We start from the raw sequence: 15,928 nt of genomic DNA on the forward strand, positions 1-15,928 counted from the left end.
TTTTAGGTATAGGCTAATGATAGGAAAAAAGCACAGCAACCAGTCCTATAATTCTAAAGTCTGTTATAGATGGTTCCATATTAACAGTCTATTTTGAGTAGTCTGTTAATATGTTTGAAGGGTGAGATAGCTGGTTCCGCTAAGGTATAGCTTTTGAAACCATTTTTCTTTATATTGTCACTTAGACAGGCTGGGCATTTGATGTATAGTGTCATTTGCATTTCACTATTTATCAATTTCTCAGCCTGTTTTTTTCAGCCTACTTTTTGAACCACCACCCGGATATAAATGTAGCTATGAATAAAACAACTTTTAAAATATCGAAGATGGACTGCCCTTCGGAGGAAAACCTAATCCGAATGAAATTAGAGGGCCACTCGAATATTGAACATCTTGAGTTCGACATTCCTAACCGTCAATTAACTGTGTTTCATCATGACAATATAGAAGGGATAGAGACTGCTATTCATGACCTAAAATTAGGAGACACCCTACTCTCGACCGAAACCATTGACCCCTCTGATCCCAACAATAATTTTAAAATTGATGCTGACTCTAGTCACAAAAAAGATGCTGAGCAAAGAAAGCTACTATGGATAGTGCTGGTCATTAACTTTGCTTTCTTTATTATTGAAATGAGCACGGGACTGATTTCTCGTTCGATGGGGTTGGTCGCCGACAGCTTAGATATGTTAGCAGATAGCTTCGTGTACGGAATTAGCTTATTTGCGGTCGGTGGAACGGTCATTAAGAAAAAACGGATTGCTAGAATTGCCGGATATTTTCAAATTACACTAGCGATTCTTGGTTTTTTAGAAGTACTAAGACGTTTCTTTGGCAATGAGCAGTTACCTGACTTTTCTACCATGATAGTCATATCGATTCTTGCGCTAATTGCAAACTCGATTTGCCTCTATTTACTACAAAAATCGAAAAGCAAAGAAGAAGAAGCCCATATGCAAGCCAGTATGATTTTCACTTCAAACGATGTGATTATCAATTTAGGGGTAATTGTTGCAGGGATTTTGGTTAATTGGTTACACTCTAGTACGCCTGATTTGATTATTGGTAGCATCGTATTTGCTTTAGTTATTCAGGGCGCCTTTAGAATATTGAAGTTGAGTAAGTAGCCAAGCCTAATAACTGAAGCAAATAGCTCAAGTAAGTAGCTTAATTAAACCGCTAAGTGTAAAGTAACTGGGTTTGAAGCAAATAAACATCATAAGGATATGAGACCTCAAGCAATGATTGAACAAACTTTAAATCTAGTCACCACCAAAGACCATCAGCAAGTTGCCGTTTGGCGAATAATAGATGATGAAGTCTTTGATAAGAATCTGGGAGACCTTCCTAAATTTTGTGTAAGTATTTAATCTAAACGTCAGTTACACAGAATCTGGGATGGTCTCTTCAAGTCCTCACTAGCGCACCGATCATAGATAGAATATCTATGGTAAGTACATCATGAAGTACACTGTGGCTATCTCAGCAAGTTGAAACCTTAATACCATTAGCTCACAGCCAAAGATTCAAGTCCTCACTAGGGGACCGAACTAGTGAAAGCACCTGATTGGTTATTCTCATATCCTCTGTAACAATTATCTAGCTTGTACCAACACTTACGTAAAACCTAGAATAGTCTCCAGGTTTATTTGGTACGAATAATAAAGCGATAAACATCACAACATAGTGTCCAGAAAAACCAAAGCAATATAGCAGCACATGAACCCACGCCGATAACAATAGTGCTTATTCTAATACCGCCATCTAGACCCACATTCCAAATATGAGGTGCAATAGGTGGACCCATCGTAGCAACAAATGCCAAGAAAAACCCTAGCATTACTATAAACCCTGTAATTGTAAGGCGTATCACTATTACTAATACGTTATCAACCCATGTATCATTCTTCTTATGTTCTAGAAACTTAAACATGAACCGCCCTGAGATTGTCGGAGACTCAACATCCTGAGAGAATACGACAATAAAAAAATAAAACTACGCCCTTTGATCTTTATTTAAAGGCATCACAACGCCATATAAAAATCGATTTAATGCAGTAAGGCTTGATAATAACCATTATATTGCATTCATAATTGCTTTTCTGCAAAATGGTATGAGTATATGAGTATATGAGTATATGAGTATATGAGTATATGAGTATATGAGTATATGAGTATATGAGTAAAATTTGTTTCTTTCGACAATATAAGGCGGCAAACGTGCCAAGAAATTTAAACTAAGATCAATATGTCAGCTTTCATATGTACGTTTTAAAAAGATACATGAAGACATATCAAATTATCCCTTTGCTTCTTACTAATATATGTACAGATATAAGTACAGATATAGTATATACTAGTGTAACATTTAACCTATAATGATAGGTCATATAACCAACATAATTAAACGTGGAGTAATTATTATGGACGTTGTGAACTACACTGATTTTAGAAAGAGCTTAGCAAAGTATATCGATAAGGTAGACACTGATAAAGGCCCGATATTAATTACAAGACAAAATGCTAAACCGACGGTATTAATGAGTTTAGAAGAGTTTAACTCGTATGAGGAAACACTGCATCTTTTAAGCAGCCCTACCAATGCCAAGCGTCTCAGACGCTCTATTGCTGATGCTAAAGCTGGTCGCTTGATTGAACGTGAGATTGATGCCAAAGATATGCCACTCACTTTTGATGATGAGGTAGACGCTTGATACTATCTTGGACGGAATACGCGTGGGAGGACTATGAGTACTGGCAAAGAACCAGTAAAGAGAAAGTCAAACAGATCGGTAAGCTGATTAAAGCCATCAAACGTGACCCATTTAAGGGTATTGGCAAACCTGAACCACTCAAACATGACCTTGCAGGCTACTGGTCTCGTCGAATTGATCAAGAGCATCGGCTGGTTTATGAAATTCAAGATGATGCGATCATTATCGTCCAGTGCCGTTATCATTACTAAGCAAAGGTATAACAGCTCAAAAAGTGCCTGATTTATAATTAGGCACTTTTTCATAGTGATAGGTAGTTAGTTAATGTCCAGAAACGTTCTTTAATTCTTGAGACATCTCAGCAATCAACTGACGCGAGTACTTAGCCACGATTTGTATTTCAGAATAGCTATGGTCAACCTTTAAGAGACTTGCGATGATTTGACGCTTCTTAGTAACGGGTCTACGGCTTCTATGTTTATTTTCTGCTTTAGCCTAAGTAATTTAAAAATGCCCTAGATATTAAAAACCTAATCTATATGACAAACAAAAAAATGCCTCTGGGAGTTGACTCCTAGAGGCATTTAGTTTTTAATGTAATTAACGGTTACAGTGTGTTGACGCACCCTGTAACGAACAAATAAGCATACGCAGTGCGTTATTTGAACAGCATTAAATGCCCGTGTAGGTGCATTTTATCCAAAATATGCTTTCATATCAACCTTATTCACTATACATTTTAAAAACTGCTTGTTCGCTCGTTACATCCTCGTGCAGCTCTCTCTGTAATTGTTACCCGTCAAATGGGTGGCAGGCCTCGGTGACGACTGCGTTTGACATAAGGGTGAGCTCCCTACAGGGGTGACTAGACAAAGGATCAGAGCAACGCAATGAGTGGTTACTCGTGCATATCGTAGCGGTATATTGGGTTTAGGCCCTTGCTAGCGTATGACAGCACAGTAGCGGTTAAGAGCGTGTCTAGGCGGTGCTATCAGCCGTAATCTTAACAACCGTAGCTTGATACAGTGATACGGTCTTGATGACGCGATGGGCGATGAAGTCGGCATGACTAATCACATCAAATCCAAGGAATGCACTAAAGCGTTTATGAGTAAAAAAATACTCACAAACGCTTTAGGGTGAGTGTTCCTTGAAATCTGCTCAAGGCTCCAAAATCAGCATAAATTCACTTAGGCTAACTTAAGTAGTATATAGCCCACTAGGCTATATACTATAAGAGTCCAGAGAAAAATTTAGAATAGTTAATATACAACAATCACTTATTCAGTGAGTCGATATTGTCATGGTTGATTCATAAGCTTAGTGTGAATAGAACGAGATCTATGTCTTGGGCAAAGTATCTTTCACACTCATAACTGTTCTTTATCTTGAAATTCTAATTAAACTGAAACCTCGAATACTTTTATTTAATCAGCATCCAAAGCATTATCTTTGTTTTGAATAAGTATCAGAGCATCTTGTGCTTTCTTAAGTTGATCTTGTAACAGAGTCACTTGTTCTTGCTCCGATAGGTGATGGCTTGATAGCTCGCTATACTGCTTATTCAGTACGCTATGCTCAGCTTCAAGCTTAGCCTGTGTTTGGGTCAGCTGATCGTTGAGTCCTGATAGCTTGTTACGCTCAGCGATTATGGCCTTTAACTCCCCTTTAACCTCTGCTGTGTCAGTCGCCATCTCATTGCGTTCCGTAGTGACTGTCTTTAGCTCACCCTTAGTCACTGTCAGTTCTGTTTGTAGACGTGCAATTTCTGCTTTATCGCTACTAGCAGTGGCTTCAAGCGTGGCCACTTTTGATAAGTTGACGTTAAGCTCTTTTGCTTGCTGATCAAAGCTGCTGCGCAGCTCTGCAAGTTGCGCTTGGGCTGCATCTGTTTTAGCTTGCTCAAGCTCAAGCGCGTGCTGAGTATCACTGAGTGTCTGTATCAGCGTGTCACGTTCAGCAGTAATCTGAGCCGAAGTGATTGCCGCTGCCTTTGCAGTTGCTGTGACCTCATCGAGCTCTAGCAACAAATTAGCTTGTTCACTCTCTAGCGTCTTAACCGCCTCTTGCGCCTCGTCTGTCTCAGCTTGTGCCTTGGTCTTAATGCTCTCTAGGGCTTCACGCTCTTTCACCAACCGATCATTGGCGATATCAATAGCCGTTTGCCACATATCCGCACCAAGCGACTGTAAGCGCTCAGCAATGCCACTTGGCAGCTCAACCTGTCTTAGCTGCTCTTCTTCTTGATTATCCTGACGCCAAGACTTCATCGCCTCACTGATGGTTGTGAATGAACCACCGCCCAAAGCCTTACGCACCTCAGCTAATGTTGGCTTAATTCCTTGTTCTTGCAATTGGTCGGCAGTAGCATGAATTTGCTGAATAGTGATGGCCATGATAATTGTCCTTAACTTTGTATGAGTAGATATGTTGTATTATATGTATATAGTATAATACAACATACAACATACTACAATGCAAGATGTAAAAAAACCTCAAGTAATCTTGAGGCTATGGTCGTTAAATTATGGCTAGTGATCAGTTAAGTACTCTTCTAGCGCATTATTGATCATTTCTTGATAGTCACCACCTGTTTGCTTGGCTCTATCCTTAAACTTAGCAAGGATGCTTGGGCTGATGACACTGGGTTCCGTAGAGGACGCTTGCGTTCTGATACTGCCACGGATAGCACCTGACCAGTCGGTGGCTTCTGGAATGTCGGATAGATCAATGTCGTCATCGCTAAGCGTGGCTAAATGCTCTAAATCTGCTTGCTGCTTGGCGGTTAGTGGCGGTAACTCGTCTATGTGATAGCTAACTTTGTTCATACTGTCTCCTTTCACTCTTTGTGGCACGCCTAGCAGAGATAATGCGTATAACCTCGCCACCATCTATGTCTGTCTGCGTATGGGCTACTAATAAGACTGCTATGCCGTCTACTGTACCCAGCGCCTGCCACCGCTCCTCACCATTTTCATACCTGTCTTGCTGACGCAGGCATAAAGGATCTAAAAAACCCGGGTAGCTGCCTCAAATGATAAACGGTGTTTGCACTGATTGGTGATGTTTTTTTGTTCATCCCATTCAAATCTAATACTCATCTTTTCTCTCAATCAGTATGCTCTTTATAGATTGGCAATTCATCTTGACTGACAGCTGCTACTTTCTGATACTCAAAAGATAGTGGCACTTTATTGGTTTGCGCCACTTGGGTCAAAAATAATTTGATCGCTTGAGACGGTGTTAATCCATAGCTTTCAAATACCGAAAAAGCATTTTCTTTTAGCTCTTGATCGAGCCTAATATTATAATTAGTTGTCGTCATAACATCACTTTTGGCTTATTTATGTACATATAATATAAGCCATTTGTATAGGCTACGCTAGCTCAATTACTCTTTTTTTCTTTGCTATGATTTCTGCTTAGGGAACGTATAGCCTATCGCCAGTAAGTGCTTTTTGTGGGTCTTTAAAAAAGCCTCATCTCTTAATTGAGTGTGTAACCAACTAATAACTTCTTGAGTGCTTTTACCTGATGGTGCGTAACTACCAAACGGTGAGTAGTTAGCCAACAAAGGGGCAAAACGATCAATTTGCTTAACGGTTAGAGGTGGGATATCTCTATCCTCATTATTCTGATTTAGGCCCTCCTGTCCTTTTTTCTTAGTTGGCTTGGCCTTGACGGTGAATGTCAAACCTGTAACTGTGCGTCCACGTTTGATGTTTTCATAGGTGATTTTGATGTCGGTTTTCTGATTAATTTCTTTTATGGGCCCATCAACTGCATTCTCTTTCAAATTGTTGATGCGCTCATACGACTTAGGCGTGCCAAGTTCTTGCCTATATTGATCTAAAGTCATAGAAAAACCACCCTTCCCCTCAGACTTTTTTGCTAGATGGTAAAGGTCTAACGAGTAAGTCAATTTGAGGTTTAAGATATCTTCTTTTAAATATTTAGTGTAAGGGTTGAGCTTATCAAAAACCTGAAGTAAGTATATTACCTCATCTGTAAAATGCATCGATATATAGCCATCTGCATATTTCGACCTGATTAGCCATTGAACCTCTGTATCATCACCATCCTTATCCTCATAAATGAATGTACGCTTCATTAATTTTTTGCTAGCTGATTTCATTTGCTTATAAGCCGAGTTTCTATCTATTCCGCTAAGCTTAGCAAATTCAGAAGACGCAACCTCTATCGGTGTTTTTTCAGTAGCATTATTAACCCTAACCAATGGGCTCGCTAGAATAATGATGCGCTTCTCATCAATAGACATCTCTCTAAAAGCTTGAGTAATTTTATTCTGCATAACAATCCATTTTTCAGGATATTTTTTTTCGTATAGCTCGACATCATTCATTATGACAACCTCATTATGCTAGTTACTTTAAGATACTAGCATAATGCGGGATAAAAGTAGCATTTAAACGGGATAAAAGTAGCATAATGCGGGATAAAAGTAGCATAATGCGGGATAAAAGTAGCATAATAGAGTGCGTAACCCTTTAATAGCAAAGCTTACAGACTGTCTAAAAGTCTTTAAAAGTTTTTAAAAGTAAAAAATATATTTTTTATTTTAAATAATAGGAAAAAACCAAAAAACCGACGGATTTAAGATGATAATTTGATCGACCAATCACTTGTAAAACTGATCAGTAGCTCAGAATGCAATTGTCCATTTAATTAATGTTATTCCACGTTCGCATGGTTCGGATCAAGCTTAGATCTTTGAAGATCTTCAAAAGCATGGTCAAAGATATTTTGAATATCTTCGTCTGTCATTCTGGACAACCCTGTTTTCACATTCTCAATATCAATCTCATTTTTTGTAGATAGTTTGCCTTCATTTTCAGTAGCCATTGTTGATAACCCTGCAAACATCTCTCAAAGTACTGCTAAAACGCTCAAAAACCCCTCTTATATGCATTTTAAGCTCTGTTCGATATGATGGTAGCTAAAACCATTTTAAAACGCTTAAAACAGCCGATAATCGCCTCCTGATCTTTCGCTAATTAGCAGATGATCCAGCTGTACCGTCAATTAGGTAATTTCTAGAAGCTACTGCGCTGATGAATCATCATCAAACAATGAACCGTGCTCATTGTCATGATTGTCCTTAGGGGGCGTAAAGCTGCTTGGTGCTACCTGAGCTTTACTTTGTATTTTATTGGCAATTGCTTTCAAAAACTCACGGTGTTTTTTTAAACGAACGTAACTTTCATTATCATGTGCGTCTAAAAATATGGCTTGTAGCTCATGATTTTCATCATCGTCTAATGCGTTGGCCAACCACTCCCCCAATATTTTATGTGCTTCAAGCCTGTCCTGATCAATCTCTTTTTTAAGAGCCTGTAACTGCTTTATCTTATCTGCGAATAGATCATCTGATATTACTGACATTATCTCATCCTTTTTTTAGCCAACTATGATAGAGTTGATCCTAGCAGTACATACATAGGTATGCAAGGTAGTAAAATACACAAGACCACATCGTTTCGTGGGCGCAGTAGTATTTTGACCCTCTGTTAAGAGCGAACTTAGGAGTTTATGTAAAAAAGGCCCACAAGGGGCGCTATTTTTTTACATAAACTCCGTCGTTCGGCAGGGGGCGAACCCCCTACAACCCCCAAAAAATCATCTCTCAATATTGGGTTTTTTTGCTATGAATAATAAAGGGTTTCATCTGGCGGTTAGCGCCGTTAGTAAGGCAAAAAATCATAGCGTGGTGGCAAAGTCGGCTTATAATTCTGGCTCGAAACTGGTTGATGAGCAGTCAGGAGTCGTCCACGATTACACCAGTAAAGCTAAAGACAGAATCTTAAATTTAGTGGACAGTGATGGTACTAAATACACGCAAGTTATTGAGAAAAATGTGGTGCATACGGCGTTGTTAACGCCAACTATTGCTGGGGATCTAGCAGTGACACGTGAGGGTTTCTGGAATGATATCGAACGCATTGAGACTCGTAAAAACGCGCAATTGGGTACTGAGATTGATGTGATGTTTCCTGATGGGATCACCGCGGATCAGCGTATAGTTCTGGCCGAGCGCTACGCTCAAACCTTATCTGATCGCTATAACGTGCTTGTCGATGTGGCCATTCATCGGCCCCACAGTCACGAGAAACATGTGAGGGAGGTTGAAGTGGTTGAGCTGACCAGTCGTAACTTTCATGCCCATATTTTACTCTCAAGCCGTGAGATAGTAGCGGATGTTGAGGGTTATGCTTTATCAGCACGCAAGAATTGGTTGCAGTGGTCAACGGAGGAGCGGTTATCTAAGGGGTTAAACGGACGCGGCGATGAGCTTAAATATCAACGCACCCTTTGGGCGGATATGGCCAATGAGCTACTGCCTAAGAATAAAACCATTAGTGAGAAATCCTACCGTGAGCTGGGCATCAATCGTTTGCCAAAAATGAAACTGGGTAAATCACTATATAAGGATATTCTCAAAGGCAATCGTTCAGTGATTCACGAGTACAACGAGACGATTGATGAGATCAATGCTTACATTGAAAAAAATGGTTTAGTAATTGAGTACGACGACAAGGGACGTATTGACCTAGAAAGCAATGAACAAGAGGTTAACGGCGTCACAATACATTATAAAAAGCGTAAACCCTTTGCGCGAATTGAGCTCAGTAATATCCGCTTTGTAGATCCTGCCGCTGAACTTGAACCCGCTATCCCTAAAAGTAACAGTCAGACGCATAGTGATGCGGCCAATGATCACGTACTTGATGAGCTTTTAGCAATCTCAGCCGACTTTGTGAGTCAAAAAAAGATGGTACGCAGCGCCTTATTTTCAACCATTGATGCGCTGCATGAAGAGTTAGCGCACCAGTCTAAACAGATTATTACCATTGATAAAAACATTAAGAGTACCCAGCGGTTCACCGAGGAGGTGGGACAGGATTTTAGTGACCCCCGCCAAAAAATGATTGAGCTTGCCAGGCAGATAAGCACAAAAGAGCAAAGTGAGGCACTAAAGGCGGCTTTAGCGTTGGTTGAGGAGTTTAGACAAGATGATACCCTACAAACAGGCCGCGCTGTTAGCCGTCTTGAAGAGCAGCTGTCACAGATTGATAAAACGGTGCTGAACAATAAAACGGTTTTAAAAAAGCTGATCCCGCTTAATAATGAAGTCATTGCTGACTACAAAGGGTTGAAGGCCACCCTAAAACCCTTTGCCGCAAAGCTGAATAAACTGGCGACTGGCTTTAAAGCTCTTGATGAGATTGATATTGAAAAAACTGAGCTGCAGCGGCACTGGCGCGAGGCGTTTGAGGATTTGCAGGCGATCGAGGTAACGAGCAACATTGACACCTATCATAAGTTCGCGGCACTGGCAGATCTGGACGTTGAGCGCTTTAAGTACCTTGAAAAAGAACGTGAGGCGCTCAGTACGTTAAAAGCGGTAGAGATAGACGCGGATGCTGACACTCGTTTGACGGCCTTGGCTGCCGATATTAAAGCGTTTAAGACTGCCAATGATAACGACATCAAACAGTTAAAGCAGCAAATTAATACCAGTCAGAAAACCTATCAGCGCCTATCGCCGTTTTATGAGCAGCGTATCGCCTTACTGGATCAAAGTGAAGCTGTGATTGTGCAAGATGATGATTTATACGATGAAATCATAAGTACCAAGACTACTCAGTTGAATGCAGATCGGCTTGAGGACTGGCGCAGCCGTACTATGGCGCTGCAATATCAGCTCAACAAAGCGCATGAGCAAGCAAAGCTTAAGAAAGAGGCTGAGCGCGCACGAGAGGAGGCTTTAACCAGGCGGCGAGAAACCTTACAACAGAGGCGGCAGCAGGCATCTCTTAAGCGTCAGCGAATCAATGAGACCAAAGCATATCGAGATCGATTTGACAATTTATTGGTAAGAGTGCGTGACCGCGTTGATAGCCTTGATTTTAAGGTCATTGATGCATCGATCGAAGTGATTAACGCGGCTGAGGCAGTTGCCGCGCAAGCATTTATATTTACCACTCTAAAACGCACTGACAGCTTTACCGTGCTACAAAAGAATTTACGAGACACTGATGCCAAAAAAGCTGCATCGCAGGTGCGGGAAGCAGCAACGACGCTATGGCAACAGCTTGAGCGCTTGTCTGACAATCAAGATAAGGTCGAGGTGTTAACGAAGATCAATGAGCGCTTTGAGCACGTTCCTGCTATCACCATAGATGGGGCAACGCTCACACAAACTGTGACAGATCACCTGCAAAAAACGAAGAACGCCATCCAAGCGCATGAACAAGCACAAACACGCCGCTACTCCTCACCACGCCCATTTTAGGCGGCATTATAATAATGAGTACCCCATGAATAAAGACAATAGCAATGAGCAAGACATACACGATCAACTTGTTAACCTAGTGACTTCATTGACTCCGGTCATTGGGGCCTTGCGTGAGCTGATTAAGCGAGCCGATGATGCGGTAGCGAGGCGGCTTGAGCGTTCGCTTAGCGGTATTGATAGCAAGGTGAATGAGGTGTCTTCTGCCATTGAAGAATTAGGTAGTAGCGCAAGCACGACTTCGCAGGCATTGAGCCAGTATCAAGAACTCGTGTTAAAGCAGCTTCAAGCAGCAGTGACGGCTTTCACTGACAATGAGATGCCGCGTCGTTATGATGACAAAATAGCGGGCATCATCACCGATATGAAACAGCAGATTGATACGGCTGTAGAGTCGGTCGTCACTGCTAAAAACGATAGCATAGAGGTACAAATCAGTACCATGCAAGGAGTTGCTGATAAACTTAGCGCAAGCGCGGACAATCTAGCCCTATTCACCAATCAGTACCAAGCTGGTCATAAGCAGATTATTGAAGATATTGAGACCTTTGAGACCACCACCAAAACGCGGATTGAGCAGGTCGAGGGTAGAGCTAGTAAAGACTTGGACAAAATTCATAAGTCCATTGAGACTATGAGTATTAAAAGGATTGCAGCCGCTGTCGCAGCGGGTACGATGGCTGTGATAATAAGTTTGGTGGCCCTGGTATTTTGGTATGTGCCAAGCTTTGATGAGATTGCAGAAATGAGACAGCAGCAAGCAGAGCTACAGCGCGGCATCGATGAGCTTGAAACGGGTTGGAAACAGGCCTTTAATAATGCTCAAAGTGCGCAGTTTATTTTGGCTTGTGATGTTAATAAAGAGCAGCCTGATGCAATCAGCTGGTGCGTTAGAGCAGACAGTAAGAGTGTTTTGAGAGATGAAAGAGGCTTTGTTTATTATAAAATAGCTGGGGTGCCGCGTGCAAAGCCGACTGAGTAAAGACGTATGGTAATAGTGAGCTATATTGCCCAAAAGTGCGTCTTCTGAAACATATAAGACTGAAAAAAGGCTTGTTTGATTGTCGTTATCTTTGTCTATATTAAAAAGCCAGATAATGACACTTTATCTGGCTTTAAGGGTTATTGTTTCTTGTTAAACAAGAAGTCTGTAAATATAAGCTAAAGTGACTAGGCTGCTTGGTCAGTATGAGCTGTGACCAACTCTATAAAGGCGGTTTCAAGGGTGCTTAACGTATAATCATCAATCATAAGACCGTCATCTAGCTGTCGTTGCACCCAGACATAAATCGCTTCATCATTATAAAGGATAGCGTCAACACCAAGTAATGATGCCAGTTGTACGCCCTGCTGTATTTGTAAGCTGAATAACAGCTGAGAGGCTAAAGCTTTAGTCTGTTCACTAAACCATGTGCAGCTGTTGAGCCGCGATAAATTAGTGTTCATAGATATTCTCCTATAGATTATTGTATGTAAATAATGGATAAAATGACCTACTACAGGTCAAATTATACCTATATTTTAATCTATTGCAAGAGAAAATGACCTTCTAAAGGTCTTTTTATGCGTCTAAAGGTGATAATGTCTTATGAGCGAGGGTGTTCACTCAGGCGACTCACTGCTGTCCTCATTTATAATTTCATATAAATCACCAACATTGATTCTAAGATACGTGCATAAAGACTCGATGACATCTAGATCAACTCGGGTGGCTTCTTCATGATACATGCGAGTAATGGTGCCACGATTGATACCAGTATCTCTTGCGACATCGGCAATTTTAAGGCGTCTTTCGCCCATAATGGTCGATAAGTGACACTTCACCATAGTGGTTTCCTCATTAACGATTGGTGGTTTTTGATTGGTGAGCGGATTATAACGAATATGAGCGGCTAAAGTATTCCTTTTAGTAGCTCAAATTGATATCCAATAGCGGCAATTTACCTAGTAGTAGGCAGTTTATTATGCTGTCTTTGATACAGGACGTCTATCATGATGGATATGCGCTAGTTAGAAAAGGCGATGCTATTTTTACTATGAAGTATTGCTATTAGTAGTGATGTGACGTACATTTTTAGTTATACTTATATACTTATATACTTATATACTTATATACTTATATACTTATATACTTATATACTTATATATTCAATGCATGCTACAGGGATCTGTATTTATGAAGGTAATCGCGGTATTAAATCAAAAAGGTGGCAGCGGCAAGACTACCATCGCAACGCATCTGGCTCGTGGCTTACAGTTAAAAGGCCATAGTGTTCTACTAGTAGATAGCGATCAGCAGGGCAGTGCGCGTGACTGGAGAGCGGTTGATGAAGACAATCCGGTACCAGTGATCGGGCTCGACAGACCAACACTTGATAAAGATTTAAAAAACGTCTCTGAAAAAGATTATGTGGTGATCGATGGATCGCCGCAAGCTACTAGTCTGGCTATTTCTGCTATAAAAGCGGCTGATTTTATATTGATTCCGGTGCAGCCGAGCCCCTATGATATCTGGGCGACCAGCGATTTGGTTGATTTAGTGCAGCAGCGTATTGAGATGATGGATGGCCAACTAAAGGCAGCCTTTGTTGTCTCACGCGCCATTCAAAATACCAATATTGGTAAAGAGGTTGCAACCGCGCTGCTTGATTATAATATTCCGGTATTAGAGACCAGAGTGATGCAGCGAGTTGCTTATCCTAATAGTGCTGCCCTTGGTAAGACAGTATTTGATACCGAATCGCCTAGTAGCAATGCGATACAAGAGATAACCGCATTGGTCAGTGAGATTCAAATATTTTTTGGTGAGGAGTAAGCCATGAGTTTATCAGCAGGTCGTCCTAGTAAGAACGTTAAGGATCAATTGGCTTTATCGGATGTGACGGACAGTCCCAAAAAGACGGTACGCGTGAATTTTAATTTAGATGAAGATAAACACATTGCGCTCAAGCGGTACGCGCTTGAAAGCCGAAAAACGGTGACTGAGTTGTTGACTGAAATGATTGAGGAAAAATTGGTTGAGCGATAGGTATAAAAAATTCGTTTTTCTATACCTAAAAAAAGGATATGTATAAAAAACTCAAAAAACTATATATATCATCGAACGCTGTGTACCTTTCTAGTATCATCAGATGCTTGTTTTCTTAAGCCAGACGTAGAAGCAAGCTGCAAAAAAAATGCCCATGGCAAAACAAGCACTGTTTCCTATATCAGTACCATATAATAGAACCAAAAACGGTTAGCAGTGCTAAGGTATATTGCCCTTAATCAAAGCGTACTCAATAACGATTTAAGTTACACAAAATATAAGGGGCTTCTAGCCCCATCATTATTCTGAACCGCCCCGAGATTGTCGGAGACTCAACTTTCTGAGAGAATACGACAATGAAAAGACAAACCTACACTCCTGAGATTAAAAAACGCGCCGTTCGCATGCTGATTGAAGCATTAAACGATTACACCTCTATGTGGTCAACCATTCAAGTTATAGTACTGAAAATAGAATCTACTTTTGGAACATTGTGGTCATGTCATAAAAAGCGCACTAATGAAACCATACTAACCAACATTCAAGACTAAGCTACACATACTAAAGAGCTTGAACGTGAAAATAAGAAGCTTACGTAAGCCAGTTAGATTACAGTAAAAGCCGCTTTTTTCGCCCAAGGAGAGATAGGACATACAATCCAGTTGTGGCTCAGTTTATTGATAACAATAAGTGTGTCTACGGTATTAGAGCAATATTGACTGTGCAATATAGAAGATATGCAATAAAATTATTTTCTACCTTTAATAAAATGCAGCAACCTAAACAAGGGTAAATTATGAGTAATTCAGATAACCACAGTCACCAAGCTCCAAACCCTAAAAATATGAATAAGGCTTTCTATATTGGAATTGGTCTAAATTCTGCATTTACGCTCATCGAGTTCATAGTGGGCTACTCAACTAATTCATTAGCTTTAATCGCAGACGCTAGCCACAACTTAAGTGATGTTGCCAGTTTAATAATCTCGTTAATTGGAATGAAATTAGCACAGAAAGCATCTACTACGCTTTATACCTATGGCTACAAAAAAGCTTCTATAATGGCTTCTCTTATTAACGCCATATTGTTAGTTACAATCGTTATAGGTATTGCGTATGAGGCCTTGGGTCGATTTGATACCATACCGGAAGTTGCAGGAAAAGTTATTATTATTACAGCTCTAATAGGTGTATTTATAAATACTGTTTCTGCTTTTGCATTCTACAAAGGTCAAAAAGACGATATTAATGTTAAAGGTGCTTTCTTGCATCTAATGGTAGATGCATTGGTCTCTGTAGGTGTCGTTATCTCGGGCATTATTATTTACTATACAAGTTGGAATATCGTTGATCCTCTAGTTAGCTTGATTATTTCAGTCGTGATACTGTTATCGACTTGGGGTCTACTAAAAGAGAGTATCAAGCTTGCTATTGACGGAGTACCTCAAAATGTTGATCTCAGTAAAATCACTGCTATCTTAGAGAGCTATAAATTTATTCAAAACTTTCATCATCTGCACATCTGGGCCTTGAGTACCACTGAGAATGCTCTGACAGTTCATATCGTACCGAAGAGCGATGTGACATTAGAAGAGACTCTTATTATGAAAGAAAATATTAAGGAAGATTTGGCGCATCAGAATATACAACATGCAACTATTGAATTTGGTATTAAGGCAGATGACAATCAAAAATCGCGTGCATTAAATGAAAGTATCAACTAAAAGATGATAGACCGTATATAGCTATCTCTTTTTAAGTATGAGGCGCGTGCTTTATGTCGACATAATTTTTTCAATCAGTTCTTATGTGATCAATAGTTTAAAACTTTTATATTTACGTGCGTTAGGACGTTACCTAGAAAAAATAA

The 15,928-nt window shown here is 40.3% G+C and carries 18 protein-coding genes and 2 pseudogenes; 9 read left to right on the top strand and 11 right to left on the bottom strand.

The window, feature by feature from the left end:
• Positions 1–146: 146 nt before the first annotated feature.
• Positions 147–221: pseudogene (locus IE130_RS13595) on the bottom strand (IS1 family transposase); the annotation flags it as partial.
• Positions 222–296: 75 nt separating this feature from the next.
• Here IE130_RS13595 and IE130_RS13600 point away from each other — a divergent pair.
• Positions 297–1,130, top strand: coding sequence for a cation efflux transmembrane domain-containing protein (locus IE130_RS13600; RefSeq protein ID WP_025644116.1), 834 nt, complete (start codon positions 297–299; stop codon positions 1,128–1,130).
• 518 nt (positions 1,131–1,648) lie between these two features.
• On the opposite strand, the gene IE130_RS13605 is transcribed toward IE130_RS13600, so the two are convergent.
• Complete coding sequence (locus tag IE130_RS13605) at positions 1,649–1,936, bottom strand: hypothetical protein (RefSeq protein WP_189586932.1); 288 nt, start codon at positions 1,934–1,936, stop codon at positions 1,649–1,651.
• Between the two features lie 490 nt (positions 1,937–2,426).
• Here IE130_RS13605 and IE130_RS13610 point away from each other — a divergent pair, with 490 nt between their 5' ends.
• Both IE130_RS13610 and IE130_RS13615 read left to right on the top strand, forming a co-directional pair.
• Complete coding sequence (locus IE130_RS13610) at positions 2,427–2,717, top strand: type II toxin-antitoxin system Phd/YefM family antitoxin (protein WP_087813576.1); 291 nt, start codon at positions 2,427–2,429, stop codon at positions 2,715–2,717.
• Positions 2,714–2,968, top strand: coding sequence for a Txe/YoeB family addiction module toxin (locus IE130_RS13615; protein ID WP_189586934.1), 255 nt, complete (start codon positions 2,714–2,716; stop codon positions 2,966–2,968). Before IE130_RS13610 ends, IE130_RS13615 begins: the two co-directional genes overlap by 4 nt.
• 1,176 nt (positions 2,969–4,144) lie before the next feature.
• Here the strand turns inward: IE130_RS13615 and IE130_RS13620 are convergent.
• The 7 genes and pseudogenes from IE130_RS13620 to IE130_RS13650 form a co-directional block, all read right to left on the bottom strand.
• Positions 4,145–5,113, bottom strand: a complete 969-nt coding sequence (locus IE130_RS13620; protein ID WP_189586936.1) for a DNA-binding protein — start codon at positions 5,111–5,113, stop codon at positions 4,145–4,147.
• Positions 5,114–5,248: 135 nt separating this feature from the next.
• Positions 5,249–5,545 (bottom strand): hypothetical protein, encoded by a 297-nt coding sequence (locus tag IE130_RS13625; RefSeq protein WP_227522864.1) that lies wholly within the window; start codon positions 5,543–5,545, stop codon positions 5,249–5,251.
• A pseudogene (locus IE130_RS13630) lies at positions 5,532–5,818 on the bottom strand (BrnT family toxin). Before IE130_RS13630 ends, IE130_RS13625 begins: the two are co-directional and overlap by 14 nt.
• Before the next feature lie 8 nt (positions 5,819–5,826).
• The gene (locus IE130_RS13635; RefSeq protein ID WP_045448298.1) at positions 5,827–6,042 is read right to left on the bottom strand and encodes a type II toxin-antitoxin system RelB/DinJ family antitoxin; all 216 of its coding nucleotides are present in this window, start codon (positions 6,040–6,042) and stop codon (positions 5,827–5,829) included.
• 84 nt (positions 6,043–6,126) lie between these two features.
• Positions 6,127–7,080, bottom strand: coding sequence for a replication initiation protein (locus tag IE130_RS13640; RefSeq protein ID WP_045448300.1), 954 nt, complete (start codon positions 7,078–7,080; stop codon positions 6,127–6,129).
• Between the two features lie 329 nt (positions 7,081–7,409).
• Complete coding sequence (locus tag IE130_RS13645; RefSeq protein WP_176392978.1) at positions 7,410–7,580, bottom strand: hypothetical protein; 171 nt, start codon at positions 7,578–7,580, stop codon at positions 7,410–7,412.
• Between the two features lie 198 nt (positions 7,581–7,778).
• Positions 7,779–8,120 (bottom strand): hypothetical protein, encoded by a 342-nt coding sequence (locus IE130_RS13650; RefSeq protein WP_087813582.1) that lies wholly within the window; start codon positions 8,118–8,120, stop codon positions 7,779–7,781.
• A gap of 262 nt (positions 8,121–8,382) precedes the next feature.
• Between IE130_RS13650 and IE130_RS13655 the strand changes: the two genes are divergently transcribed.
• Both IE130_RS13655 and IE130_RS13660 read left to right on the top strand, forming a co-directional pair.
• Positions 8,383–11,031 carry a MobA/MobL family protein gene (locus IE130_RS13655; protein ID WP_189586938.1) on the top strand — a complete coding sequence of 883 codons (2,649 nt, stop codon included), beginning with the start codon at positions 8,383–8,385 and terminating at the stop codon, positions 11,029–11,031.
• Between the two features lie 25 nt (positions 11,032–11,056).
• The gene (locus IE130_RS13660; protein ID WP_189586940.1) at positions 11,057–12,013 is read left to right on the top strand and encodes a hypothetical protein; all 957 of its coding nucleotides are present in this window, start codon (positions 11,057–11,059) and stop codon (positions 12,011–12,013) included.
• Positions 12,014–12,201: 188 nt separating this feature from the next.
• On the opposite strand, the gene IE130_RS13665 is transcribed toward IE130_RS13660, so the two are convergent.
• Positions 12,202–12,477, bottom strand: coding sequence for a hypothetical protein (locus IE130_RS13665; protein ID WP_058368517.1), 276 nt, complete (start codon positions 12,475–12,477; stop codon positions 12,202–12,204).
• Positions 12,478–12,633: 156 nt separating this feature from the next.
• The gene (locus IE130_RS13670; protein WP_025652654.1) at positions 12,634–12,858 is read right to left on the bottom strand and encodes a helix-turn-helix domain-containing protein; all 225 of its coding nucleotides are present in this window, start codon (positions 12,856–12,858) and stop codon (positions 12,634–12,636) included.
• A gap of 349 nt (positions 12,859–13,207) precedes the next feature.
• On the opposite strand from IE130_RS13670, the gene parA reads away from it, so the two are divergent.
• The 4 genes from parA (at position 13,208) to IE130_RS13690 (ending at position 15,782) form a co-directional block, all read left to right on the top strand.
• Positions 13,208–13,846: a ParA family partition ATPase gene (gene parA, locus IE130_RS13675; protein ID WP_101204381.1), complete on the top strand. Its 639-nt coding sequence runs from the start codon at positions 13,208–13,210 to the stop codon at positions 13,844–13,846.
• 3 nt (positions 13,847–13,849) lie between these two features.
• Entirely contained in the window at positions 13,850–14,059 is a 210-nt protein-coding gene (locus tag IE130_RS13680) for a plasmid partition protein ParG (protein WP_025652656.1), read from the top strand.
• Positions 14,060–14,415: 356 nt separating this feature from the next.
• Positions 14,416–14,610, top strand: a complete 195-nt coding sequence (locus IE130_RS13685) for a hypothetical protein (protein ID WP_140412949.1) — start codon at positions 14,416–14,418, stop codon at positions 14,608–14,610.
• A gap of 245 nt (positions 14,611–14,855) precedes the next feature.
• A complete protein-coding gene (locus IE130_RS13690; protein WP_087813585.1) occupies positions 14,856–15,782 on the top strand; it encodes a cation diffusion facilitator family transporter in 927 nt (308 codons plus the stop codon).
• Positions 15,783–15,928 lie beyond the last annotated feature (146 nt).

This window comes from Psychrobacter glaciei (genome assembly GCF_014652895.1).
Lineage (GTDB): Bacteria > Pseudomonadota > Gammaproteobacteria > Pseudomonadales > Moraxellaceae > Psychrobacter > Psychrobacter glaciei.